Source organism: Phenylobacterium sp. LjRoot219 (assembly GCF_964252995.1).
In the GTDB taxonomy this organism is placed as follows: domain Bacteria; phylum Pseudomonadota; class Alphaproteobacteria; order Caulobacterales; family Caulobacteraceae; genus Phenylobacterium.
The window spans coordinates 1-22718 of the sequence record NZ_CAXUQI020000001.1 but is presented as its reverse complement, the minus strand read 5'-3'; the positions used below and the strand labels follow the sequence as shown (position 1 = coordinate 22718).

Here is a 22718-nt window from a genome sequence, read left to right as displayed (position 1 = left end):
CGCTTGGGGTTCTGCAAGTCAATGAAAATATCCGCGCGGCCGTCGAAGAATCCCCGTTGACCCTCCAGGGTCCCCGACTACTGTCAGCCTTCTTACAGGCGTCTTCCATCTGATCCCGGAAAATCGGGACGCCGGCGGGGCTCATGCATCCGCCGTGTAAGTGGTTGTGTTTGTTGAGGAACGGGCCAGTCTCAGCGCGGGGCGGGGGCTGCCAGGGGCGGGGTTGTGAACATGTCGACTAGGGGGGCTGCGGGAGCTATGGCTGAAGCGCCGGCCGGGGCGGTCTGGACCAAGACCTGCCAAGTGCTCAAGCGGGAATTGGGTGAGGCGACCTTCGGTTCTTGGCTCGGTCAAGCGGCGCTGCGGGAAAGCGGCGACGAGGTTTGTCTGGTGGCGGCCACGGGGGTGGCGCGCGACTGGATCCGGCGTCACGCCTGGCGCCGCATCGGGGAGTTGTGGGCCCAGAACGATCCGCTGGGTCGCCGGCTCGACCTGAAGTCGAAAATGGAAGTCGACAGCGCCGGCGTGGTAGCGCGGGCGTCGATCCCGGCGCCGGTGGCGGCCAACGCCTCTGTCGCGCCCGTCGCGCCGGAAGTCTTCGAGGTCGAAGTCGAGGCGCCGCCGATGGCGGTGAAGCAGGGCCGCATGCAGGGCCTGCAGGAGCGCTTCTCGTTCGAGAGCTTCGTCTCCGGCCCGGCCAACGAATTCGCCTTCGCCGTCGCCCGCCGGGTGGCGACCTGGGCTGACGGACACTTCAATCCGGTGGTCTTCCACGGCCCCTACGGCTTCGGCAAGACGCACCTGCTGAACGCCCTGGCCTGGGAGGCCATGCGCAGCGCGCCGTCGAAGCGCGTCGTCTATCTCTCGGCCGAGCGGTTCACCTCGACCTTCGTCAAGGCGCTGCAGGACCGTCAGACCGCGGCCTTCAAGGAAGAGCTGCGCAACGCTGACCTGCTGCTGATCGACGACGTCCACTTCGTCGCCGGCAAGACCTCCACCCAGGAAGAGCTGTTCCACACCCTGATCGCCCTCGTCGAGGACGGCCGCCGGGTGGTGATGACCGCCGACCGCTCGCCGACCGAGATCTCCGAAATGGAGCCGCGGCTGCGCTCGCACCTGCAGGCCGGCCTGGTCTGCGGCATCGAGCCGGCCGACCGCGCCCTGCGCCTCGGCATCCTGGAGCGCAAGCTCGCCACCCTCGCGAACCAGGGCAAGTTCCACCCCTCGGCCCGGCCCGAAGTGCTGCAGTTCCTGGCCGACCGCTTCACCGACAGCGTGCGCGAGCTGGAGGGGGCGCTGAACACCCTGGTGGCCCGCGTCGGCGGCGACGTCGCCCGCCTGGGCCTGGACGAGGCGCAGGCCATCCTGCGGCCGCACCTGGCCTGCAACGAGCGCAAGGTGACCGTGGATATGATCCAGAAGACGGTCGCCGAGCACTACAGCCTGAAGCAGGCGGACCTGATCTCCGAGCGTCGCGCCCGCGCGGTCGCCCGCCCGCGGCAGGTGGCGATGTGGCTGGCCAAGCAGATCACCACCCGCTCGCTGCCGGACATCGGCCGCCGGTTCGGCGGACGCGACCACACCACGGTGCTGCATGCGGTGCGCCGCATCGAGTCGCTGAAGGCCGAAGACCCGGCGCTCGCCCGCGACGTGGACGTGCTGCTGCGCAAGCTGCGCGGCTGACCGGACCGCCCGGGCAGACATGAAAAGGCCCGCCGCAAGGCGGGCCTTTTTGTTTATGCGCTGCAGGTGCTCCCGCTTCTTCTTTCCTCCCCCTCGTAGAGGGGGAGGGGGACCGTCCGCCGGGAGCGCGGGCGGTGGAGGGGGCAAGCCGCAGGCGCAGACTTCCGACTGGAACGACCGGGTCTACGGCGTGGCGAGGCCCCGCGCGCCGCTCGCCCCCCTCCACCACGCGCTCTACGACGCGTGGTCCCCCTCCCCGGCTTCGCGAGGGAGGAGCGAGTGGTCCCCTACAGCTCGACGTAGACGTCCGGGCCTTCGATGCTGACCGGGAAGGTGCGGATCGGCTGCGGCTTCTTGCCGAACGACAGCAGCGTGCTCGACCAGCCCGGGATCTTCATCCCGGCGACGGCCGAGACCCAGTCGGTGTTCTCGCCGGTCTTGAGGTTGAACCGCGAGCCGTGGAACGGGCAGACGATCTCGTCGCCCTCGATCTTGCCGCGGCCGAGCGGCAGGCTCAGGTGCGGGCACTTGTTCTCGACGGCGTGCACTGCGCCGCCCGTCTTGATCAGCACCAGGCTGACGTCGTTGGCCTTGACGCAGAGGCCCTTGCCGTCCTCCAGCGCCCCCACTTCGGCGACTTTGGTCTTCATGTCGTCCCCCCAGGACCGTGGTCGCCGGCGGATGCGCCGGCGCAGATCTACTTGCTTAGCCGAGATCGCGGCGTTCGGAGAAGCCCGGGTCGCGTGGCGGCGGACGGCGCCCCTCGCGGCCGATGGATTCTGCCGCTAGCCTGAGCGGGTGGCCGCAAGGGCCGCGCGGGCTCCCCCATGATCGTCTTCGCCTCCGTCGTCGTCCTGCTTCTCGTGGTGTTGAACGGCCTGTTCGCCATGTCCGAGCTCGCCGTGGTCTCGTCCCGGCGCGCCAAGCTCCAGGCGCGGGCCGAGCGCGGCGACAAGGGCGCCCAGACGGCGCTGCGGCTGGCTGCGGACCCGACCCGCTTCCTGTCGGCCGTGCAGGTCGGCATCACCCTGATCGGCATTCTCGCCGGGGCCTACGGCCAGGCGACGATCGCCGGCGAACTCGCCCGCCTGCTGACGGCCTATCCGGTGATCGCGTCCTACGCTCACCAGATCGCCACCGGCGTGGTCGTGGTGATCCTGACCTACGTCTCGCTGATCGTCGGCGAACTGGTGCCCAAGCGGTTGGCGCTGATCCACCCCGAGGCGATCGCCGGCGTGGTGGCGCGGCCGCTCAGCGCGCTGGCGCGGGTCATGGGGCCGTTCGTCACCCTGCTGACCTTCTCCACCGCCGCGGTACTGCGGCTGATGCGGGTCCGCGACCGCGACGGCAGCACGGTCACCCAGGAGGAGGTGGAGATGGTGCTGGCCGAAGGCGCCGGCGCCGGGCTGATCGAGCCGCAGGAGCAGGCGATGATGCACGAGGTCATGCGGTTCGGCGACCGGCCGGTCCGGGTGGCCATGACCCCGCGCAAGGACATCTACTGGGTCTCGCTGGACGATCCGCCGGACCAACTGCGGCAGGAGGTCAAGGCCTGCCCCTACTCGCGCTTCGTGGTGGCCCGCGGCGACGATTTCGAAAGCCCGCTGGGGGTCGTGCACAAGCGCGACGTGGCCGACGCCCTGCTGGGCGACCAGGCGCTCGACCTGGGCGCACTGGCGCAGGCGCCGCTCTACATCCCGGAGACCACCTCGCTCCTGCAGGCGCTGGAGCAGTTCAAGTCGGCGCCCAGCCACATGGCCTTCGTCGTCGACGAGTTCGGCTCGCTGCAAGGGCTGCTGACGCCGACCGACCTCCTGGAGATGATCGCCGGCGACCTGCCGGAGCAGCACGACACCGCCCGCTCGACGATCGTCCGCCGCGACGATGGCAGCTGGCTGGTCGACGGCCGCGCCGACCTGGTCGAGCTGAGCGACGCGCTCGGCGAGCACTTTGAGGAGGGCTCGTTTCACACCGCCGCCGGCCTGGTGCTGAACGTGCTCGGCCGCTTCCCGCGCGAGGGCCAGATCGTCCGTATCGGCGGCTTCGACGTCGAGGTGATCGACATGGATCTGCGGCGGATCGACAAACTGCTGTTCCGCCGCGTGCGCAACGGCCGGAGCTGATCCGCCAGAGGCTGTTGCGGCGCGCGATGTCACCCGCCGGGGAAGCCAGGTGGGCGATATTTGTCTGTCTAATTCGATGAAGCTGGTTCGGCAATCGAACTAGATCGCTGGCCGCGACCACGAGAAAGGGCGGCCGCATCGCTGCGGCCGCCCCGATCGTCTCCAGCCTTGCGGCGGACGCTTACGCGTCGGCTTCGGCCGGCTCTTCCTTCTTCGACAGGTCCTCGCCGGTCTCCTGGTCGACGACCTTCATGGAGAGGCGGGTCTTGCCGCGGTCGTCGAAGCCGAGAAGCTTGACCTTCACGACCTGGCCTTCCTGCAGCACGTCCGAGACCTTGTTCACGCGCTCGTTGGAGATCTGGCTGACGTGCACCAGACCGTCCTTGGCGCCGAAGAAGTTCACGAAGGCGCCGAAGTCGACGATCTTCACGACCTTGCCGCTGTAGATCGCGCCGACCTCAGCTTCCGAGGCGATCGACTTGATCCAGTCGCGGGCCGCGTCGATCTTCGAGGCGTCGGCGGCCGCGATCTTGATCGTGCCGTCTTCGCCGATGTCGATCTTCGCGCCGGTCTTTTCGACGATCTCGCGGATCACCTTGCCGCCCGAGCCGATCACTTCCCGGATCTTGTCGACCGGGATCTTCATCGTCTCGATCTTGGGCGCGAACTCGCCGAGCTCCTGGCGCGGCGCTTCCATGGCCTTGCTCATCTCGTTCAGGATGTGGTCGCGACCACCCTTCGCCTGCTCGAGCGCCTTGCGCATGATCTCTTCGGTGATGCCGGCGATCTTGATGTCCATCTGCAGGGAGGTGATCCCGTCAGCGGTGCCGGCGACCTTGAAGTCCATGTCGCCCAGGTGGTCTTCGTCGCCGAGGATGTCGGATAGGACGGCGAAGCCGTCGCTTTCCAGGATCAGGCCCATGGCGATGCCGGAGACCGGCTTCTTCAGCGGCACGCCCGCATCCATCAGCGCCAGCGACGAGCCGCAGACCGAGGCCATCGACGACGAGCCGTTGGACTCGAAGATCTCCGAGACCAGGCGGATGGTGTAGGGGAACTCTTCCGCCGACGGCAGCATCGGACGGATCGCCCGCCACGCCAGCTTGCCATGGCCGACTTCGCGGCGGCCCGGCGCGCCCATGCGGCCCGTCTCCCCGACCGAGAACGGCGGGAAGTTATAGTGCAGCATGAACTTCTCGTAGTACTTGCCCTCGAGCGCGTCGATCAGCTGCTCGTCGTCGCCGGTGCCGAGCGTGGCCACGACCAGCGCCTGGGTTTCGCCACGGGTGAACAGCGACGAACCGTGGGCCCGGGGCAGCACGCCCACTTCCGAGACGATCTGACGGACCTGATCGACGGTGCGGCCGTCGATGCGCTTGCCGGTCTCCAGGATCGAGCGGCGAACGATGTCGGCCTCGAGTTCCTTGAAGACGCCGCCCAGCTTGTTGGCGTCATAGCCGTCCGGGTTGGCTTCCGACTTGGCGAACTGCGAGATCGCCTTGTCCTTGGCCGCGACGATCGACGCGTGGCGTTCGGTCTTGCCGGTGATCTGATAGGCCGCGCGCAGGTCGCCGCCGATCACCGCCTTGATCTTTTCCTTGATGGCGTCGGTGTCGTCCGGCTGGAAGTCGAACGGTTCCTTGGCCGCGTGCTCGGCCAGCTCGATGATCGCCTGGATCACCGGCTGCATGCCCTTGTGGGCGAAGGTGACGCCGCCCAGGACTTCCTCTTCGGTGAGCTCCTGGATCTCGGACTCGACCATCATCACGGCGTCTTCGGTGCCGGCGACGACCAGGTCCATCTTCGACTGCTTCAGCTCGTCCAGGGTCGGGTTGAGCACGTACTGGCCGTCGACGAAGCCGACGCGCGCAGCGCCGATCGGGCCCATGAACGGGGCGCCCGACAGCACCAGGGCGGCCGAGGCGGCGACCAGGGCGACGATGTCGGGATCGTTCTCGAGGTCGTGGGCGAGGACGGAGGTGACGACCTGGACTTCGTTCTTGAAGCCCTTGACGAACAGCGGACGGATCGGACGGTCGATCAGTCGCGAGGTCAGGGTTTCCTTCTGCGACGGCGCGCCTTCGCGGCGCGGGAAGGAACCGGGGATCTTGCCGGCGGCGTAGAATTTCTCTTGGTAGTTCACCGTCAGCGGGAAGAAGTCCTGGCCGGGCTTCGGCGACTTGGCGAACACCGCGGTGGCGAGCACCATGGTCTCGCCGTAGGTGGCCAGCACCGCGCCGTCGGCTTGACGGGCCATGCGGCCGGTTTCGAGCGTGAGCGTCTTGCCGCCCCACTCGATGGTCTTGCGCTTGATATCGAACATTTTGGCTTCTTTCTCATCCCGCGGGCGTATTCCCAGGCGGGGACGGACAGGGCGTCGGACTTCCGAAATCCTCTCCATTCGAACAGGCATATGAGGATTTCTGTGAACCCTCGGCGTACGGATGGGGTCCCCACGCTTCAGGGAGCCCCGTAGGCGCCGCATCTGAACCCCCGGCCTGTCGCGGAGGAGCGGCGAAACAGCAGTATTCAGAGCCGCTCGCCCGGTTGGATCAACCGGGGAGCGGTTCACGGACCGGTGACTAGCGGCGCAGGCCGAGGGTCTCGATCAGCTTTTGGTAACGGGCGACGTCGGACTTCTTCAGGTGGTCCAACAGCGACCGGCGGGCGGAAACCAGCTTGAGCAGGCCCCGGCGCGAGTGGTTGTCCTTCTTGTGCGTCTTGAAGTGCTCGGTCAGGTTCGCGATCCGTTCGGACATGATCGCCACCTGGACTTCAGCGCTGCCCGTGTCCGCTTCGCCGCGGGCATGGGTCTTGATCACTTCAGCCTTACGTTCGGCCGTAATCGACATCGGTTTAGTCTCCGCTCTTTTCAAGATGGAAGACCCGCGAGGGTTCGAGCCGGCCCGCGCGCATCTCGCAGAGGGCGACGACGGTCCCGCCCGACATCGCCGAAACGGTGCGCGAGCCGGGCCGGAGCCTGGCTTTCACCGTCTCAACCTGTCGGGGAACGAGAACGATCGACCGTCCCTGCTTTAGCCGGAAAGCGTCTTCGTCGGTCACGGCCAGCGCCGGGATGTCGTCCAGCGCGGTCTCGACCGGAAGCAAGGCCTCCGACTGGCGGGCCTTATGCCCCAATTCCTCAAGCAATTCCAGTGTTACCGCAGTTTGCTCGGTGAACCCGCCGACTCGCGTTCGGCGCAGTTCGCTGACATGGCCGCAGGCGCCGAGCGCCTCGGCGATGTCGCGCACCAGGGCGCGGACATAGGTGCCCTTGCCGCACTCGATCTCGATGACGACGTGGTCGGCGTCCGGGGCCTCGGCGACGCGGGCGGAATGGACCACCACCGTCCGGGCCTTCAGCTCGACCGTCTCGCCGGCCCGGGCCAGGTCATAGGCGCGCTCGCCGTCGACCTTGATCGCCGAATAGGCCGGGGGGATCTGCTCGATCTCGCCGACGAACCGCGGCAGCACCGCCTCGACCTCGGCGGGCGTCGGCCGCACGTCGGACTCGGCCAGGGTTTCGCCCTCGCGGTCGAGGGTCGACGTCGTCCGGCCCCAGGCGATGGTGAAGCGGTAGGCCTTGTCGGCGTCCATCAGGAACGGAACGGTCTTGGTCGCCTCGCCGAGCGCCAGCGGCAGGATGCCGGTGGCCAGCGGGTCGAGGGTGCCGGCGTGGCCGGCCTTCTGGGCGTTGAAGATCCGCCGCACCCGGCTGACCGCATGGGTGGAGGTGATGTCGTAGGGCTTGTCGAGGCAGATCCAGCCGGAGATCGCATCGCCCTTGCGCCGCCGCGCCATCAGTCCTCGTCCTTCCAGGAGTCGGAGGGCGCGTCGGCGGTGAAGTCCGAGCGCAGGTCCTGCTGGACCTTCGGGTTGTCGAACAGCCGGTCCATCCGCGCCGCCTCGTTGAAGCTCTCGTCGTGCAAGAACTTCAGGTCCGGGGTGAACTTCATGTCGATGCTGCGGCCGAGCTGGCCGCGCAGGTATTTGGCGTGGCGGTTCAGGCCCTGGACCACCTCGTCGGCCTTAACGCCGCCGAGCGGCTCGACGAACACCGTGGCATGGCGCAGGTCCGGGCTCATCCGCACTTCGGTGACGGTCACCGAGACGCCCTGCAGGGCGGGGTCGGAGAAATCCGCCTCGCGCAGGATCTCGACGAGCGAATGGCGCATCAGCTCGCCGGCGCGCAATTGGCGTTGGGTGGGGCCTTGGGCTTGGCCGCGGTCGGTGGAACGTTTCATGGGACTTGCCTTGACGGGCTGGGGCGCGGGTCGGACGCGACGGCTCAGCGAAGAAGGGCGCGCTTCTAGGCGCGAAGACCGGCGAAGTCCAGATTGAAGGGCCGGCGTCGGGCCGCCGCCCGGCTGCTTTGAGGCTAGAGCTTCAGCCGCAGCATCGAGGCGTCGCCTTCGAAGCCGCTCAGCTTCCAGACGCCCTGTTCCCTGGAGAAGATCAGCAGGCAGGGGCCGTTCTTCTTGGTCACTGCGCAGACCCGGCCGTCCGGCAGCGGCTTCAGGGCCGCGGCGATCTCCACCTGGTTGGGGATGCGGGTCTGCGAGGTGTAGCCGTAGTGCGCGGCGACCAGCTTGAAGACGCTAGGCTGCAGCAGGGCGTCGCCGGCGACGTTGATCACCGAGGGGCCGAACACTGCGGCCAGGCCGCGCAGCTCGGGCTGCTTGGCGATCTGCTGGTCGAGCCGCACCTGCAGCTCGCGCTTCAGGGCCGGCCGGTCGACGTGGGCGTCGAAGGTCGCCTCGTCGTTGTCGCGGATGGAGATCAACAGGGCGTGGACGTCGGCGGCGGCGTCGAGCCGCTGCACCGAGGCGCAGGCGGTCAGGGTGAGCGCGGCGAGGCCGATCAGAAGAGCGCGGATCCGGGTCATTATCCGTGGCCTCTACTGCAAGATGTCGGCGAGATCACGGCCGGGGTAAGCCAAAGCTCCCCCGCAAAGGAGGGAGCTCCCGCGAACGGGCGAGGCGAGGGGCGCGGTGCGGACCGCCGCCCCCGCGAAGGGGCGGCGCTCGGCCTTACAGCGACCGCTTGACCTCTTCGAGGGTGAAGCACTCGATGGTGTCGCCGGCCTTGATGTCCTGGAAGCCCTGGAACGCCATGCCGCATTCCTGGCCCGCATTGACCTCGTTGACCTCGTCCTTGAAGCGCTTGAGCGTCTGCAGGACGCCGAGTTCGAGCACCACCACATCCTGACGGATGATCCGGACCCGGGCGCCCTTGCGGACCACGCCTTCGGTGACGCGGCAGCCCGCGACCTTGCCGACCTTGGTGATGTCGAACACCTGCAGGACGTCGGCGTTGCCGAGGAAGGTTTCGCGCTGGATCGGCGCCAGCATGCCCGAGAGCACGCCTTTGATGTCGTCGATCAGGTCGTAGATGATCGAGTAGTAGCGGATCTCCACGCCTTCGCGCTCGGCCAGGTCGCGCGCCTGCTTGGAGGCGCGGACGTTGAAGCCGAGGATCGGCGAGCCGGCGCCTTTGGCCAGCATGACGTCGCTTTCGCTGATCGCGCCGGCGCCCGACAGGATGATCCGCGCACGGACCTCGTCGGTGCCCAGCTTGTCCAGCGAGCTGACAATGGCTTCCGCCGAACCCTGCACGTCGGCCTTGATGACCACCGGCAGCTCGGAGACCTTCTTGTCGGCCAGCCGCGCCATCATGTCGGCGAGGTTGGCGCCTTGCATCGGCGAACCGGACTTCTCGCGCTTCATCCGCACGCGGTACGCGGTGAGTTCGCGGGCGCGGGCGTCGTTCTCGACGACGGCGAAGGGCTCGCCCGGCGCGGGCGTGCCGTCCAGGCCGAGGATTTCCACCGGAACCGAAGGCCCGGCCGCCGTCAGCTGCTCGCCACGCTCGTTCAGCAGGGCGCGAACCCGGCCGAAGGTATCGCCGGCGACGACGATGTCGCCACGCTTCAGGGTGCCGCGCTTGACCAGCACGGTGGAGACGGCGCCCCGCCCACGATCCAGCTTGGCTTCGATGACGATGCCGTCGGCGGTGCGGTCCGGGTTGGCCTTCAGGTCGAGCACTTCGGCCTGCAGCAGGATGCCTTCGATCAGGTCGTCCAGGCCCAGCTTCTCCTTGGCGGAGACCTGGATGGCCTGGGTTTCGCCGCCGAGGCTTTCAACCACGATCTCGTGCTGCAGCAGCTCGTTGATCACCCGGGTCGGATCGGCGCCCGGCTTGTCGATCTTGTTGATCGCCACGATGATCGGCGCGCCGGCGGCCTTGGCGTGATTGATCGCCTCGACCGTCTGCGGCATCACGCCGTCGTCGGCCGCGACCACCAGCACCACGATGTCGGTCACGTTCGCGCCGCGCATCCGCATGGCGGAGAAGGCGGCGTGGCCGGGGGTGTCGAGGAAGGTCACCGCCTGGCCGTTGGCCAGCCGCACCTGATAGGCCCCGATGTGCTGGGTGATGCCGCCGTGTTCGCCGGCGACCACGTCGGTGGCGCGCAGCGCGTCGAGCAGCGAGGTCTTGCCGTGGTCGACGTGGCCCATGACGGTGACCACCGGCGGCCGGGCCACCAGATGATCGTCCACGTCCTCGGCGCCGATGAAGCCTTCTTCGACGTCGGCTTCCGAGACGCGCTTCACGGTGTGGCCGAATTCGGTGGCCACCAGCTCGGCGGTGTCGTTGTCGATCACGTCGTTGATCTTCAGCATCACGCCCTGACGCATCAGGAACTTGATGACCTCGACGCCGCGGGTCGCCATCCGGTTGGCGAGCTCGCCCACGGTGATGACGTCGGGGATGACCACTTCGCGGGCCACGCGGGCCTGCTCCTGGCCGCCGCCCTTGCGCTTTTCACGCTCGCGTTCGCGGGCCCGGCGAACCGAGGCCAGCGAGCGCATCCGCTCGGCGCCGTCGCCGTCGCCGGCCACGGTCTGGATGGTCAGGCGGCCTTCGCGGCGCTGCGGCGCGCCCTTGGCGCGGCTGATCGCCTTGGTGGGCGTGGCGGCGCGGCGGCGCGCGTCGTCGTCCTCGTCCGGACGGCGGTCGAGGCCGGCGCCGGGACGCGGCGCCTGACGGGCGGCGCGCTGGATTTCGGGGGTGGCCGGCGCGGCGGCCGGGCCGATGCGCGGACCGCGCGGGCCGCCAGGACCGCCGGGACCGCGGGGAGCCGGCCGCGGGGCCAGCGCCGAGTAGCGGACGGTGCCTTCGGGACGCGGAGCCGGACCACGGTCGTCGGCGCGCTGCGGCCGATCACCGGTCGGACGCGGGCCGCGGTCGGCGCCGGCGGGACGCGGGCCCCGGTCGTCGTCGCGTCGCGGCGCACGCTGGTTGAAGGTCGCGCCTTCATAGCGGTTCGCGGGCCGTTCCGGGCGGTAGGTGGTGGTCGACGGGCGGTCGTCGCGACGCTCCGGCGACGGCTGGTAGGTGCGGGTCTGGCCGGCGCCCATCGGACGCGCATCGGCGGCCGGGCGCTGCGGGGCCGGCGTGGCCGGGCGTTGCGGCGGCGCAGCCGGACGCGGCGCGGCGGCCTGCGGCGGCGCAGCCGCAGGGGCCGGAGCCGCCGGGGCGGCGGGGGCGGCGGCGACGGGCGCCGCCGGAGCCTGGGCGACCGGGGCCGGAGCGGCGGGGGCTTGCGGAGCGGGCGCAGCCGGAGCGGCCGGCGCAGCAGCTGCAGCCTGGGCGGCGGCCTGCGCCTGCGCGGCGGCCTGGGCGGCGCGCGCGGCGGCCTCAGCCTCGGCGCGAGCGCTCTCTTCCCGGGCGCGGCGCTCGGCTTCCTGAGTGGCCTGGTTCTGCCGGGCGAATTCGATGGCGCGCTGGCGAGCGGCCTGCTCCTCGGCGGAGAGGCCGCGGCCGTCCTGCGGACCGCGCGATTGCGGGGCGCCGCCGGGACGCGGTTCGTGGCGCTTTTCTGCCGACGAGGGCGCGGCCAGGTTGCCGCCCGCCGGCGCATGGGTGCGCGTGCGCTTGGTCTCGACCACCACAGTCTTCGAACGGCCGTGGCTGAAGCTCTGCTTCACCGTGCCGGCGCTGACCGATCCGGCCCCGCGGGGCTTAAGGGTCAGGGGCTGGCGTCCGCCCGGGGCGGAGTTGCGGCCGTTGTTGTTCTCGTCGCTCATGCGCTCGCTTTACTCAGCGGCCGGGCGGTCCCGGCCAACGGATCGATCAAATGCGAGAGGGGCGGAAACCGTCTCAGGTCTCCGCTTGCCCCTCAAGGCTCCTCGCGCCAACTCTCAGGAAGGAGCGGGCAAAAGCCCGACAACCGATGAACGTCCTGCGCCCAACGATCGGCGGTACGCCCCGCAAGGAAGGCGGTGTGTATCACATTCTCCAGGCCTAAGGCCAAACCCAATTCCGTCGCGGTATAGAGACCGATCAGGCCGGGCGCCCGGGACTGCTTGCGGGCCAGAGCGCGGAGCTTGCGGCGGCCGTCCGCGGCGCCATCCGACGCCTCGATCAGCCAGGCGGCCTTGCCGGACGTGATCGCGGACGAGACCTTCTCGAACCCCGAAGTAAGGTCGCCGGCGCGGCGTGCAAGCCCGAGGCCCGACAAAAGCCGGCGTTTCAGCAACACTTCCACCTGATCGGCGAGATCCGGCGCGGCCGTGAGCTTGGCCTTGGCGGCGCGGGAGAACAGGCCCTTCTTCGCCGCGGTCTCGACCGAGGCGCGGTCGGCGGCGCACCACAGGCCGCGTCCAGGCAGCTTGCGCGCGAGGTCCGGCACCACCACGCCGTCGGGCCCAGCGACGAAGCGGATCAACTGCGCCTCGTCCTGCACCTCGCCGGTGACGACGTCGCGGCGTTCGCGCGGATCCTTGCGCGGGTCCGGGCGCGGCGCGCGGTCTTCGGTCAGGCCGGGATCATCGGGGGAGTTCTCCACGACGGGCCACCCCTCTACCGCTTATCCCCGCGAACGCGGAGACCCAGGCTGTTTTGGTTGCGGTTCAAATGGGCGGGCTTTCGTGGAGCGTCTGGTCGGAAACAGGAAAAACGTCGGAAACAGCAAGCCCGCCTGCGCCCCCGCTGACGCGGGGGCGGGCGGACGAAGGCGATTACGCGTCGCGCGCTTCGCCTTCCATCTGGGCTTCGGCGAAGGCTTCGGTGTCTTCGATCGCCACCTCGGCTTCTTCTTCCGGCTCGGGTTCGGGCGGGGCTTCCACCCAGCCCATGACGATGCGCGCGCGCATGATCAGCAGCTCGGCGTCCTGCGGGTCCAGGCTGAAGCTTTCCAGAATGCCCGGCTCGCGCACGCGCTCGCCGTTCTTGGATTCGAACCAGCCGCGCAGGTCGTCGGGCACCAGGCCGGCGAGATCCTCGACGGTCTTCACGTCGCCCTCGCCGAGCGCCACGGCCATCGGCAGGGTGATCCCTTCGATTTCCAGCAGCGCGTCGTCGACGCCGAGTTCGCGGCGCTTGGCGTCGTACTCGGCCGCTTCCTTCTCCAGGAAGTCGCGGGCGCGGGCCTGGATCTCTTCGGCGGTGTCCTCGTCGAAGCCCTCGATCGTGGCGACTTCCGAGTTGTCGACGTAGGCGACGTCCTCGACGCTGGCGAAGCCTTCGGTGACCAGCAGCTGGGCGATGACCTCATCGACGTCCAGGGCTTCCTGGAACAGGGCGGTGCGCTCGGTGAACTCGCGCTGACGGCGCTCGCTCTCCTGGCTCTCGGTCATGATGTCGATCTGCCAGCCGGTCAGCTGGCTGGCCAGGCGGACGTTCTGGCCGCGGCGGCCGATGGCCAGCGACAGCTGCTCGTCCGGCACCACGACTTCGACGCGCTCGTCTTCCTCGTCCATGACGACCTTGGAGACTTCCGCCGGGGCCAGGCCGTTGACGATGAAGGTCGCCTCGTCCGGGCTCCACTGGATGATGTCGATCTTCTCGCCCTGCAGTTCGGCGACGACCGCCTGCACCCGGCTGCCGCGCATGCCGACGCAGGCGCCGACCGGGTCGATCGAGCTGTCGTTGGAGACCACCGCCATCTTCGCGCGGCTGCCCGGATCGCGCGCCACGGCGCGGATCTCGATGACGCCGTCGTACACTTCCGGCACTTCCTGGGCGAACAGCTTGGCCATGAAGCCGCCGTGGGCGCGGCTCAGCAGGATCTGCGGGCCCTTGGTCTCGCGGCGGACGTCGTAGATGTAGCAGCGGATCCGGTCGCCGATGTTGAAGTTCTCGCGCGGGATCGACTGGTCGCGGCGCATGATGCCTTCGCCGCGGCCCAGGTCGACGACGACGTTGCCGTATTCGACCCGCTTGACCACGCCGTTGACGATCTCGCCGACGCGATCCTTGAACTCTTCGTGCTGGCGCTCGCGCTCGGCCTCGCGGACCTTCCCGGTCACCACCTGGCGGGCCATCTGGGTCTGCACCCGGCCGAACTCGAACGGCGGCAGGACCTCTTCATAGGTGTTGCCGATGGCCGCGTCCTTGTGGATGCGCTTGGCCTCGGTGAGGCGCACGACGCCCGGCGGCTCGTCCGCCGGCAGGCCCTCTTCGGTCTCGCCGAAGGTCGCGTCGTCGGCGATCACGGTGATCACCCGCTTGACGATCATCTCGCCGGTCTTCGGGTCGATCTTGACCCGGATGTCGTGCTCGGCGCCGTAGCGCGAGCGCGCGCCCTTCTGGATCGCCTCTTCGATCGCCTCGATGACGATCTCTTTGTCGATCGACTTCTCGCGCGCGACAGCCTCGGCGATCTGCAGAAGTTCAAGCCGGTTGGCGGAAATGCCCGTCAGGCTCATGAGTCAGGTCCCTTACTCGGAAGTCTGTTGTTGCTCGTCGGCCGCGATGCGGGCGGCGCGCACATCGGCGCCGCGCTTCATCAGCTCGTCGCTCAGCACGAGCTTGGCCTCGATGATCCAGGCGAACGGGACGAGCGCGGTGTGGTCCTCGCCCTCCAGGTCGATCGCCACGTTGTCGCCGTCGACGCCGGCGAGGACGCCGCGGAAGCGCTTGCGGCCCTCGGCCATGCGGTCGAGCTCGAGCCGCGCCTCGTAGCCTTCGTAGGTGGTGAAGTCCGGCAGCCGGGTCAGCGGCCGGTCGATGCCGGGGGAGGAGACCTCCAGCACGTACTCGCCGGTGATCGGGTCGGCGGCGTCCATGATTTCGGAGATGGCGCGCGACAGCCGCGCGCAGTCCTCGACGTTCATGTCGCCGTCGATCGGCCGTTCCGCCATGATCTGCAGGCGGCGTTGCTTCTCGCCGCCCATCAGCCGCAGGCGGACGATCCCATAGCCGGTCGCCTCGGCCACGGGGTCGAGCAGCTCCAGCAGTTTCAAGTCCTCGGCGGTCTTCCCGCGCATAAGCTTGGCCGTCCTCAGGCAAACAAAAAAGCGGCCGGGCCGCAGCCCGCCGCTTGAAAGCGCCATCCAGCGCGATCAGCGATGTTGGGGGCAACTATAACGGCCCGGGGCGGGGTTGTCAGCCCCAAACGGCTCAACCGCACGATCTGGGTAGAAAAGCGTGTGCGTCCCTCTTCCCTGAGGCCGTCAGTTGGTCCACAGAGCGCGCGTTCCTCCCCATCAGTCTAATGTGTGTGAAGGCCCCATGGACCTTTCCAAGATCCCCACCGGCGCTAACCCGCCTTACGACGTCAACGCCATCATCGAGATCCCGCAAGGCGGCGAGCCGGTGAAGTACGAGCTGGACAAGGACTCCGGCGCGATCTTCGTCGACCGTTTCCTGCACACGGCGATGTTCTATCCCGGCAACTACGGCTTCATCCCGCACACCCTCGCCGACGACGGCGACCCGATGGACGTCATGGTGGTCGGCCCGACCCCGGTCGTCCCCGGCGCGGTGATCCGCTGCCGTCCGGTGGGCGCGCTGATCATGCGCGACGAAGCCGGCGGCGACGAGAAGATCCTGGCGGTGCCGGTCGACAAGCTCCACCCGTTCTACAACGGCGTCGACAGCTGGCGGGCGCTGCCCTCCATCCTGACCGAGCAGATCGCGCACTTCTTCCAGCACTATAAGGACCTGGAAAAGGGCAAGTCGGTCGAGATCGTCGGCTGGGCCGATCCGGCCGAAGCCGCCGACCTGATCCGCACCTCGATCGAGCGCTACAAGCAGCAGGGCTGAGGCCTGTTTTCCTCTCCCCGCTCGCGGGGAGAGGTCAGGTGAGGGGTGGCGCCGGCATATCCGCGTGGCTGCGGTTCAGCCAGCGCCCCCTCGCTGCGACATCGGTGACAGGCGCGGCTCCGAGCCGCCCCTCACCCAACCCTCTCCCCGCTGGCGGGGAGAGGACTTATGCCGTCCGCACGAAATCCAGGAACACCGGCGCACAGTCGCCGAGGCGCTTTTCCTCGTAGCGCGTGGTCACGTGGTCGGCCGGCGGCGTGCGCCAGTCGCTCGCCTGGTCGGCGGTCCAGGTCAGCCCCGGGGTGGCGATCAGCCGCTCCAGGCTCCAGTCCACATAGTTGGCCCAGTCGCTGGCGAAGCGCAGGCGTCCGCCGGGCTTGAGCACGCGCGCCAGCTCGACGGCGGTGTCGGCCTGCAGCAGGCGGCGCTTGTGATGGCGCACCTTCGGCCAGGGATCCGGGAACAGGATGAACACCCGCTCGAGCGAGGCGTCCGGCAGCCGGTCGAGCAGCTCGCGGGCGTCGCCGTCGTGCAGCCGCACGTTCTTCAGCCCGGCTTCGTCGATGTGGCGCAGCGCGCTGGCCACCCCGTTCTGGAACGGCTCGGCGCCGATGAACTGCACGTCGGGCCGGCGCTGGGCCTGGGCGGCGAGGTGCTCGCCGCCGCCGAAGCCGATCTCCAGCCAGACCTCGGCGGCGCCGGGCGTCAGCGCGCGCGGGTCGAAGGGTTCGGCCGGCACGCGCAGCTCCGGCAGCAGGGTGTCCATCAGCGCAGCCTGGCGCGGCTTGATGGTGCGGGATTTCAGCCGGCCGTAGGAGCGCAGGGGCGGATGGGGCGAGGTCATGGGCGCCTTCTAATCGCCCGCGGGCCGCCTGCGAAGCCGCCGTCGCGTCGTCAGTTGACGCTGGTGGCGACCGTGCGCAGGCCCTTCAGCACTTCTTCGCGGATCGCCGCGGCGTGGTCGCCGGGCGTGCGCAGCAGGCGCAGGCCGTCGAGGTGCACCTGGATCATCGACCACTGGAAGCGCTCCAGCGTCTGGAAGCGGCTGACCAGCTCGCAGAGGCTGTAGGCCGCCTGGCCCAGCTCGCCCAGGCCGAACACCCCACCCATCGCCACCACCCGGTTGGCGCACAGGTACATGCGCTGCAGCGCCTCTTCGTCGAAGGCGTTCGCCGTCTTGAGCTGGTCGCCCAGCGCGTTGATCTCGGCCAGGTTCGCGTCGATCTCGGCGATCGTCGGCTCGCGCACCTCATTGACCGCCCGCTGGGCGGAGGACAGGGCCTCCGACGCGGTCATCCCGCCCCGGGTGACCACGGACTTCGCCAGCCGGTTCTCGTACTTGAAGGTATTGCCGGGGGGTTTCACACAGAGGCCTTTTTCGGATTGAGCAGCGCGTCGATGTCGGACTGCGACATGTCCGGACCGACGGGCTTGCCAAGCTTGGCGGAGAGGTCGTCGTGGCGCCGGCCCTTGGTGCCGGCGGGCGGGCCGAAGGTTTTGTGCCGCCGGTCGGGACCTGAGTAGGTGTCGGTGACGACGAACTGCCGCTCTTCGCGCGCCAGCCACATCACCCGGTCGAACATCACCTTCGGGGTGATCGGCTTGGCGACCACGAAGTTGGCGCCGCAATCGCGCGCCTTGGCGATCGAGCTGGGCGCGGTGTGGCCGGAGACCAGCATGATCGGGGCCAGCCGGTTGTCGCTGTCCTCCATCCGCCGCAGCCGCATGACGAAGTCGAAGCCGGCCTGAGCGGGCATGTCGCAGTCGACCACCAGCAGGTCGAAGACGATGCCGGCGCGGATGCACTCCTCGGCCTCGCTCAGCGTCAGGCACTTGCGGATCGCCTTGACGCCGAAGCCGATGAACACCTGCCCGAGGATGTCGAGCTCGGTCTGGTTGTTCTGCAGCAGCAGCACTGTCGCCTTGGACAGGTTGAGGCGGGTTTCGGCCCTCTCCGTCATGAAGAGGCTCCGAAGAAGTCGAGTTCGCCGCTCTCCGGCGGCGAGGGCATCGGGCCGCCGACCAGCCGCCAGGCGAGCTCGGCGAGCGGGACGGCCCGCGCCGGTCCGTTCGGATCGACCCGCCAGTCGCCGGGCAGGGTCTCCGACAGGGCGTGCAGATAGTCGGCGACGGCCGCCAGGCTCTGGGTCAGCAGATCAAGGGTCTGCGCCTCCTCGATGGCGGCCCCGCTCTGCAGCGCCGGCGCCAGCCCGGCCTGCAACGTCTCGCAGCGGTCGGCCAGCGCGGCGAGCTCGCCGGCGCAGGCGCCGAGCGTCCGCGATAGGGGTTGCAGGGCGGGGGCCACGGCGGCGGCGTCCTCAGAACAGCTCGAGCGCGCCGGTGTCGACGGCGGGCTTCGGAACGGGTGCGACCTCGCGGGCGAAGACTTCGCGGGTGTCCTTCGGCAGGAAGACCTGGCGGGCGCGGCCGCTGACCGGCCAGAACTGGATCCGCCGCCCGGCGTCGCCGCGCAGCGAACCGCCGACGTGGTTCAGGCCTTCACGCCGCAGGAAGTCCTCGGCGAAGGTGGCGTTCATCTCGCCGACGTCGGTCAGGCCGGTGATCAGCCGGGCGCCGCCGAACAGCTTGCCTTCCAGCCGTTCGCGCCGCGCGCCGCGCGACAGCAGCGCGTTCACCAGCAATTCCATGGCGTGCACGCCGTAGCGGACGGAATCGGCGTCGCCTTTACGCGGGTCGCCGCCCGGCAGCAGGAAGTGGTTCATGCCGCCGACGCCGGCGACGGGATCGCGCAGGCACGCGGCCACGCAACTGCCCAGGATGGTGGTCAGCACCGCCTCCGGGTCGTCGGTGACGTAGTGCTCCCCCTGCACGATGTGCACGGGGCGCAGGCCGTCAGCTCTCGGGCGCGTCCCGACGTGCGTCACGTGAGCGGACCGAACACCGCCTCGATCTTTTCCTTCAGCGTCTGCACGGTGAAAGGCTTCACGAGGTAGTTGTTGACGCCGAACTGCACCGCGCGCTGCACCAGCTCCTTGTCCGCCCGGCCGGTCAGCATGATGAAGGCCGTGCCGCGGATCGGCTCGTGGGCGCGCACCGCGCGCAGCAGGCCCAGGCCGTCGAGCTTGGGCATGTTGTAGTCGGAGATGATCAGGTGCGCCTTGCTGGTCAGCATGGCGCGCAGGCCGTCCTCGCCGTCCGCGCACTCTCGGATGTCCTTGAATCCGAGCTGCTGCAGACCACTGCGAACCAGCGACCGCATGGTCTGCTGGTCATCGACGACGAGCACCTTCAGGGAAGCGGCTGCAGGCATCAGACGTTCTCGATCACTTTGGAGCTGGGCGCTTTGAGGAGTTCGGCGGCGATCCGGTCGAGCGGCGCTTGACGCTCGACGGCCCCGAGTTCGAAGGCGGCCTTGGGCATGCCGTAGACGACGGACGACGCCTCGTCCTGGCCGAAGGTGCGGGCCCCGGCCTGGCGCATCGCCAGCAGGCCTTCGGCGCCGTCGCGGCCCATGCCGGTCAGGATGGCTCCGACGGCCCGGCCGCCGGCGACCTTGGCCACCGAGCGGAACAGCACGTCGACGGACGGCCGGTGGCCGTTCACCGCCGCGCCGGGCGTAAGGCGGCAGCGCGGGGTGCCCGAACCGCTGACCTCGAGATGGTTCTCGCCGCCCGGGGCGATGTAGATGCGGCCGTTCTCCAGCACCGCGCCGTCGTGCGCTTCGGCCACTTTCGGCGCGCACAGGCGGTCGAGCCGCTCGGAGAAGCTCTTGGTGAAGGTGGCCGGCATGTGCTGGGTGATCACCGTCGGCGGGCAGTTGGCCGGGAACCGGCTGAGCACCGCGATCAGCGCCTCCACCCCGCCGGTCGACGAGCCGATGGCGATCAGCCGGCCGTCCGGCGTGTGCTCCAGCGGCGCCGGCTTCGGCGCATTGGGCTCGGCCTGGCGCAGCGGCCGCACCTTCGCCTTGGCCGCGGCCTTCACCTTGAACGGCAGGTCCTGGAAGCCTTCCAGCCCGCCGGTCGAGGGCTTGGCGACGCAGTCGATCGCGCCGAGCTCGAGGGCCTCCATGGTCGCTTCCGCCCCGCGCACGGTCAGCGTCGAGACCATCACCACCGGCATCGGCCGCAGGCGCATGATCTTCTCGAGGAACTCGATGCCGTTCATGTTCGGCATCTCGACGTCGAGCGTCAGCACGTCGGGGTTCAGGCGTTTGATCGCCTCGCGCGCCTCGAGCGGGTCGCCGGCTTCGCCGACCACCTCGATCTCGGGATCACGCTGTAGAATAGTGGCGATAAGGCTCCGCATGGTGGCGGAGTCGTCGACAATCAGCACACGGACCATTAGCGCACCCGCAGGCGGTAGGTGGTCACGCCGTCCGTCTCCAGGCGTTCCGCGGCCGGGCCGCAGACGCGTTCGGAGTGGCCGATGTAGAGCCGTGCATCCGGGCTCATCAGCGGCATGAAACGGCTGAACACCTTCGACTGCGTCTCCTCCTCAAAATAGATTACGACGTTGCGGCAGAAGATCGCCTGGAACTGGCGCCGCATGGGCCAGTCGCCGATCAGGTTCAGCTCGTTGAAGGTGATCAGCCGGCGCAGCGGCTCGCTGGCGCGCCAGGAGTCGCCCTCGCGCTCGAACCAGCGCGCGCGCATCTCGCCCGGCACCGGGGCGATCACCTGGCTGGTGTAGAGACCCGCCCGGGCCTCGGCCAGCATCTGGATGTCGATGTCGGTCGCCAGGATCTTGATGTCGTAGTCCGGCGCGTCCGGCATCATCGACAGGATCGTCAGCGCGATCGAATAGGGCTCCTGGCCGTTCGAGCAGCCGGCCGACCAGATCCGCACCGCCCCGCCGCGCTTGGCGTTGGCCAGCAGCGGCGGCAGCAGCTGCTCTCTCAGGTGGTCGAAGTGGTGGGGCTCGCGGAAGAAGCGGGTCACATTGGTGGTCAGCGCGACGATCATCTGCTGGCGCTCGTCCAGCCCGTCGGCCCCGGTCACCAGGGCGCAGTACTCGCGGAAGCTCTCCAGTCCGAGCGCGCGCAGCCGCTTGGCCAGCCGTGAGTAGACCAGCGTCGCCTTGCTGTCGGGCAGGGCGATGCCCGCCGCGGCGTGCAGGGTCGCCGCGATCGTGCGGAAGTCTTCCGCGGTGAACAGGAATTCCCCGTCCACCAGCTGCGCGCGGCGGTCTTCACGTAGGGCCATGTGCGGCGTGACCGTCATGCAGCGTGGTCGAGTTCGCTGTCGGGCAGGACCCGGTCGAGCGAGATGAAGCTGACCATCCGGCCGTCGATCGCCAGCAGGCCGCGGACGAAGGTGCGGACCATTTCCGAGGCGACGTCCGGCGTCGGCTGGATCATGTCGTCAGTGACGGTCAGGATGTCGGAGACCGCGTCGACCAGCAGGCCGACGACCTGGTTCTGCACCTGGGCGACGATGATCACGTGGCGGGCGGTCGGCTCGGCGACGCCGAGCCCCAGGCGGGCCCCCAGGTCGACGATCGGCAGCACCGCGCCGCGCAGGTTGATCACCCCGCGGACGAAGGCCGGGGCCTGCGGCAGCGCCGTGGCCGGAGTCCAGCCGCGGATCTCGCGGACTTCCATGATGTCGACGCAGAACTCCTGCGCCCCGATCCGGAAGGAGATCAGCTCTTTGCCCACGCCGCCTTGATTGGCCGGTTCACTCATTGTCCTTAACCCGCTTGCAGGAGCCTGGGGACCTCAGCCGTACGCGAGGCCGCCACCAGGGCGTCGATGTCGAGGATCAGGGCGACGCGGCCGTCGCCGGTGATCGTCGCCGCGGCGATGCCGGGCACGCGGCGGTAGTTCGCCTCCAGGCTCTTGATCACCACCTGGCGCTGGCCCTGGATGGCGTCGACCAGCAGCACCGCGCGGGCGCCGCCTTCGGCCTCGATCAGCAGGGCCACGCCCTGCTCGGCGTCGAGCGGTTCGGCGCGATAGCCGAGCGACAGGCCGACGTCGACCAGCGGCACGTAGGACCCGCGGATGGCGATGACCCGGGCGCCGCCGCCCAGGCCGTGCACGTCGGCGCGCTTCGGCTGCAGGGTCTCGATGATCGCCGTCAGCGGCGCGATCAGGGTCTGCTGGCCGGCGGTGACCACCATGCCGTCGAGCACCGCCAGGGTCAGCGGCAGGCTCATCGAGAAGGTCGAGCCGAGGCCGGGGCGCGAGGTGATCGAGATGCGCCCGCCGAGGTCCTGGATCGAGCGCTTGACCACGTCCATGCCGACGCCGCGGCCGGAAATGTCGGAGATCGTGCTGGCGGTCGAGAAGCCCGGCAGGAAGATCAGGTTGTCGACTTCCTCGTCGGTCAGGCTGGCGTCGGCGGCGATCAGCCCCTTGTCGACGGCGATCTGCTTGACGCGTTCGCGGTTGATGCCGCCGCCGTCGTCGGCGACTTCGATGACGATGCGGCCCGAGCGGTGCGCCGCCGAAAGCTTGACCACGCCTTCCGGGTGCTTGCCGGCGGCGATGCGCGTGTCCGGCCGCTCCAGCCCGTGGTCGATGGCGTTGCGGATCATGTGCGTCAGCGGGTCGGTCAGCCGCTCGACCACCGTCTTGTCGACCTCGGTGCCTTCGCCCTCGGTGACCAGCCGGACCTGCTTGCCGGTGATCGCGGCGACTTCGCGCGCCAGGCGCGGCATCCGCTGGAACACCGACTTCACCGGCTGGGCGCGGATCGCCATGACGCTGTCCTGGATCTCGCGCGTCAGCTGCTCGAGCTCGTCCAGGGCGCTGGCGACGTGGGAGGCGCGGGCGACCCCCAGTTCGTTGACCCGGGCGGCCATCATGGCCTGGTTGATCACCAGCTCGCCGACCAGGTCGATCAACCGGTCGACCCGCTCCAGGTCGACGCGGATGGTCGGCGCGGTGGCGGCGGC

Annotated in this window: 23 protein-coding genes; 3 read left to right on the top strand and 20 right to left on the bottom strand. The window is 69.2% G+C overall.

The window, feature by feature from the left end; all coding sequences use genetic code 11:
- Positions 1-231 precede the first annotated feature (231 nt).
- Positions 232-1683: a chromosomal replication initiator protein DnaA gene (dnaA, locus tag ACSQ14_RS00115; RefSeq protein WP_436008502.1), complete on the top strand. Its 1452-nt coding sequence runs from the start codon at positions 232-234 to the stop codon at positions 1681-1683.
- A 287-nt stretch (positions 1684-1970) separates the two neighbouring features.
- Here the strand turns inward: dnaA and ACSQ14_RS00110 are convergent, their stop codons facing one another.
- Entirely contained in the window at positions 1971-2333 is a 363-nt protein-coding gene (locus ACSQ14_RS00110) for a Rieske (2Fe-2S) protein (RefSeq protein WP_436008500.1), read from the bottom strand.
- Positions 2334-2510: 177 nt separating this feature from the next.
- Here ACSQ14_RS00110 and ACSQ14_RS00105 point away from each other — a divergent pair, with 177 nt between their 5' ends.
- On the top strand, positions 2511-3806 hold the full coding sequence (locus ACSQ14_RS00105; RefSeq protein WP_436008498.1) for a hemolysin family protein: 1296 nt from the start codon (positions 2511-2513) through the stop codon (positions 3804-3806).
- A gap of 181 nt (positions 3807-3987) precedes the next feature.
- Here ACSQ14_RS00105 and pnp read toward each other — a convergent pair whose 3' ends face one another.
- The 9 genes from pnp to rimP form a co-directional block, all read right to left on the bottom strand.
- Positions 3988-6129: a polyribonucleotide nucleotidyltransferase gene (pnp, locus tag ACSQ14_RS00100; RefSeq protein ID WP_436008496.1), complete on the bottom strand. Its 2142-nt coding sequence runs from the start codon at positions 6127-6129 to the stop codon at positions 3988-3990.
- A 259-nt stretch (positions 6130-6388) separates the two neighbouring features.
- Positions 6389-6658 (bottom strand): 30S ribosomal protein S15, encoded by a 270-nt coding sequence (rpsO, locus tag ACSQ14_RS00095; RefSeq protein ID WP_436008494.1) that lies wholly within the window; start codon positions 6656-6658, stop codon positions 6389-6391.
- Between the two features lie 4 nt (positions 6659-6662).
- Positions 6663-7607 (bottom strand): tRNA pseudouridine(55) synthase TruB, encoded by a 945-nt coding sequence (gene truB / locus ACSQ14_RS00090; protein ID WP_436008492.1) that lies wholly within the window; start codon positions 7605-7607, stop codon positions 6663-6665.
- The gene (rbfA, locus tag ACSQ14_RS00085) at positions 7607-8050 is read right to left on the bottom strand and encodes a 30S ribosome-binding factor RbfA (protein WP_436008490.1); all 444 of its coding nucleotides are present in this window, start codon (positions 8048-8050) and stop codon (positions 7607-7609) included. The genes truB and rbfA overlap by 1 nt, the downstream gene beginning before the upstream one ends.
- Positions 8051-8184: 134 nt before the next feature.
- A complete protein-coding gene (locus tag ACSQ14_RS00080) occupies positions 8185-8691 on the bottom strand; it encodes a DUF2939 domain-containing protein (RefSeq protein WP_436008488.1) in 507 nt (168 codons plus the stop codon).
- A 145-nt stretch (positions 8692-8836) separates the two neighbouring features.
- Entirely contained in the window at positions 8837-11896 is a 3060-nt protein-coding gene (gene infB / locus ACSQ14_RS00075) for a translation initiation factor IF-2 (protein WP_436008486.1), read from the bottom strand.
- Between the two features lie 92 nt (positions 11897-11988).
- Positions 11989-12630 (bottom strand): RNA-binding protein, encoded by a 642-nt coding sequence (locus ACSQ14_RS00070; protein ID WP_436015295.1) that lies wholly within the window; start codon positions 12628-12630, stop codon positions 11989-11991.
- Positions 12631-12829: 199 nt separating this feature from the next.
- Entirely contained in the window at positions 12830-14518 is a 1689-nt protein-coding gene (gene nusA, locus ACSQ14_RS00065) for a transcription termination factor NusA (protein ID WP_436008484.1), read from the bottom strand.
- A 12-nt stretch (positions 14519-14530) separates the two neighbouring features.
- Positions 14531-15079: a ribosome maturation factor RimP gene (gene rimP / locus ACSQ14_RS00060; RefSeq protein ID WP_436008482.1), complete on the bottom strand. Its 549-nt coding sequence runs from the start codon at positions 15077-15079 to the stop codon at positions 14531-14533.
- A gap of 244 nt (positions 15080-15323) precedes the next feature.
- Here rimP and ppa point away from each other — a divergent pair, with 244 nt between their 5' ends.
- Positions 15324-15857, top strand: coding sequence for an inorganic diphosphatase (ppa, locus tag ACSQ14_RS00055; RefSeq protein WP_436008480.1), 534 nt, complete (start codon positions 15324-15326; stop codon positions 15855-15857).
- 166 nt (positions 15858-16023) lie between these two features.
- Here the strand turns inward: ppa and trmB are convergent, their stop codons facing one another.
- From trmB to ACSQ14_RS00005, 10 genes are all read right to left on the bottom strand, one after another.
- Positions 16024-16701, bottom strand: coding sequence for a tRNA (guanosine(46)-N7)-methyltransferase TrmB (trmB, locus tag ACSQ14_RS00050; protein WP_436008478.1), 678 nt, complete (start codon positions 16699-16701; stop codon positions 16024-16026).
- Between the two features lie 50 nt (positions 16702-16751).
- Positions 16752-17222: a hypothetical protein gene (locus tag ACSQ14_RS00045; protein WP_436008476.1), complete on the bottom strand. Its 471-nt coding sequence runs from the start codon at positions 17220-17222 to the stop codon at positions 16752-16754.
- On the bottom strand, positions 17219-17818 hold the full coding sequence (locus ACSQ14_RS00040) for a response regulator (RefSeq protein WP_436008474.1): 600 nt from the start codon (positions 17816-17818) through the stop codon (positions 17219-17221). Before ACSQ14_RS00040 ends, ACSQ14_RS00045 begins: the two co-directional genes overlap by 4 nt.
- A complete protein-coding gene (locus ACSQ14_RS00035) occupies positions 17815-18162 on the bottom strand; it encodes a hypothetical protein (RefSeq protein WP_436008472.1) in 348 nt (115 codons plus the stop codon). Before ACSQ14_RS00035 ends, ACSQ14_RS00040 begins: the two co-directional genes overlap by 4 nt.
- 13 nt (positions 18163-18175) lie before the next feature.
- Positions 18176-18706 carry a chemotaxis protein CheD gene (locus tag ACSQ14_RS00030; protein WP_436015293.1) on the bottom strand — a complete coding sequence of 177 codons (531 nt, stop codon included), beginning with the start codon at positions 18704-18706 and terminating at the stop codon, positions 18176-18178.
- A 32-nt stretch (positions 18707-18738) separates the two neighbouring features.
- Positions 18739-19128 (bottom strand): response regulator, encoded by a 390-nt coding sequence (locus tag ACSQ14_RS00025; protein ID WP_324089060.1) that lies wholly within the window; start codon positions 19126-19128, stop codon positions 18739-18741.
- Positions 19128-20162, bottom strand: a complete 1035-nt coding sequence (locus ACSQ14_RS00020; protein WP_436008469.1) for a protein-glutamate methylesterase/protein-glutamine glutaminase — start codon at positions 20160-20162, stop codon at positions 19128-19130. The genes ACSQ14_RS00025 and ACSQ14_RS00020 overlap by 1 nt, the downstream gene beginning before the upstream one ends.
- Positions 20162-21040, bottom strand: a complete 879-nt coding sequence (locus ACSQ14_RS00015; RefSeq protein ID WP_436008467.1) for a CheR family methyltransferase — start codon at positions 21038-21040, stop codon at positions 20162-20164. The genes ACSQ14_RS00020 and ACSQ14_RS00015 overlap by 1 nt, the downstream gene beginning before the upstream one ends.
- Positions 21037-21504 carry a chemotaxis protein CheW gene (locus ACSQ14_RS00010; RefSeq protein WP_436008465.1) on the bottom strand — a complete coding sequence of 156 codons (468 nt, stop codon included), beginning with the start codon at positions 21502-21504 and terminating at the stop codon, positions 21037-21039. The genes ACSQ14_RS00015 and ACSQ14_RS00010 overlap by 4 nt, the downstream gene beginning before the upstream one ends.
- A gap of 5 nt (positions 21505-21509) precedes the next feature.
- Positions 21510-22718, bottom strand: a 1209-nt coding sequence (locus tag ACSQ14_RS00005; protein ID WP_436008463.1) for a chemotaxis protein CheA, incomplete at its 5' end; no start/stop codon positions are given.